The following is a 2,112-nucleotide window of genomic DNA, read 5'->3' as shown; positions in this document are numbered from 1 at the left end:
CCGGTTCAGTCCGGGAAGTCATCATTCATTCACTCCAGTGTCAGGAAAAAAGCGCAGGAAATCCCCTGACCGGTGCCTGAGCACCGGCCGGAATGAGGTTTCTCTGTGTGATTAAAAAAGGATGCGGTCAGACTCTCAGCGACCGGATGTCTTCGCCCTGCCCTGCGCAGGCCTGCCGGCGTCCAGGGACTCCGACTGACAGTCACTGTCGTCACACAGACTGATATCCACCGTCTGCTCTGCCGGCTGATAACCGCTTACCGGCACCGGCGGCGAGCCTGCGGCATGGAAACCGTCCTGAGATGCCCGGTTCATCTGCGTCACCTGCGCATTTGCTGCCCCCTGGCGGAGACTGTTTACTTCAGCCTGTTTGCGAAGTGACGCATTATGTGACTGATTGTGATCATGTTCCTGATTGTGGTCAGGTTCAGACGGCACTGTGGGTTTATCGGTGTCGCCTCCTGGTTTTTGGTCAGGCTGGTTATTCCCTCCCTCATCCGGCATCGGTGGCACAACAGGAATGACTTCGTGGATATTCTCGTTACCAATGACGCTTCCGGTGTTATCCGGTGTCGTTGTCACTGAGGAATCCGGATCGTGGTTCAGTGTACCGGAGACATCCAGTGCGGCTCCCTGTTGAGAACCACCTGCCAGTTGAGTTCCGCCTTCCAGGCTGACATTCCCCTGCGTCTTAATGCCTGAACCAGTGACGGAAGTCCCTTTGATGTCTGCGCCGGTAAACTGAGAACCATCCGCGATACGGACCGCGTCTCCGCTGGTTGCGTCCCCGGTCACCGTGGCACCGGTCACCGAACCGTCCACCGTGACGCCAGTACCGCCGTCCTGAGTGGCCGAGCCGGTCACCTGCGAAGATGTATCCGCCGTCAGGCTGCCTGTCACCGCGGCCCCGGTTCCGGTCTGCGTGGTACCGCTCAGGTCGGAGTTGTTCAGGGATGCGTTGCCACTCACCTGCAGACCCGTACCGCTGTCCGAATGCCCCTTAACTGCAGAACCATCAACGCCGGCCCCGTCAGTCACCCGTACCGCCGTGCCGCTGTCTGACGTGCCCGTGATGTTCGCCCCCGACACCTGACCGCCGAGCTCCACCGCCGTGCCGCCGCCCGTGGCATTGCCGTTGAGTACAACTTCATCCAGTTGACTGCTGCCCTGAGTTTTAATGGCTGTGCCGTTACCTGACACTGAGGCATTGATGACAAAGTCCTTCCCGCTATCGGTATAACCATCTGAGTGAATGCTGGCATTGTTCACGACCAGCGCCGTCCCGTTACCAGTCGCTCCTGCCGTCACCCCTGAAATGTCATCCGCTATCGTCAGGTTACCGCCCAGACTCACGCCCGTCCCCGTATCTGCTGTTGTGCTGCCGTTCAGCACAATCCCGCTGATACTGACGTTACCCTCGGTGGCAATCCCCGAGCCCTGCTCTGAGGTTCCCGTCAGCGTCACCGGCGTGGTGACCGGAGCCTGTGTGGTGATGGTCTCCGTTTCCGGATTGCCGTCTGCATCCAGTACCGGATTACCGTCCGCGTCCTTCTTCTCCTGGGTCACTTTGGTGATGGTCTGAATGCTGACATTCGCGTTATCCGCAAGCTTCAGCCCTGTACCGCTTGTCGAAGAGGCATTCAGCTTCGCGGCGCTGGTATCATCCAGCGTCACACTCCCGGTGACCGCCACACCGTCACCGGAGGTGGAACTGCCGTTCAGCACGGCTTCTGTCACCACCGCGTTATCCGCTAACTGCACACCTGTGCCGGTGTCTGAACTCCCCTTAACCGAAGCACCGGTCAGGGCTGCACCCAGATTGACGCCTGTTCCGCTGGCTGCATGTCCACTCACCTGAGTGGAGCTGTCTGTGGTCAGGTTACCGGCGATATTGACTCCGTTGCCGCTGTCAGCCCTCCCGTTCAGCATCGCGTTTGTCAGCGTGGTGTCACCATCGACCTTAACGCCGTCTCCGGAAAATGCGGTTCCTGTAATCGAGATACCGTCACCGCTGTCGGTGACGAGGTCGCCGGAAACCGTCACCCCGTTCCCGCCACCTGTGGCAAGGCCTTTCACTACGGTTCCGTTATTCACGGTAAGCGTGCCATTCAC

The 2,112-nt window shown here is 59.4% G+C and carries 1 protein-coding gene; it reads right to left on the bottom strand.

The features are described 5' to 3' along the window. Positions 1-135 precede the first annotated feature (135 nt). A partial coding sequence (locus NA624_RS22925) for a beta strand repeat-containing protein (RefSeq protein WP_439040298.1) occupies positions 136-2,112 on the bottom strand: 1,977 nt, incomplete at its 5' end.

The sequence above is a fragment of the Salmonella sp. NW38 genome (assembly GCF_051807745.1).
GTDB lineage: Bacteria > Pseudomonadota > Gammaproteobacteria > Enterobacterales > Enterobacteriaceae > Salmonella > Salmonella enterica.
The sequence above is the reverse complement of the archived record's forward strand: the minus strand, read 5'-3'. Positions and strand labels throughout refer to the sequence as shown.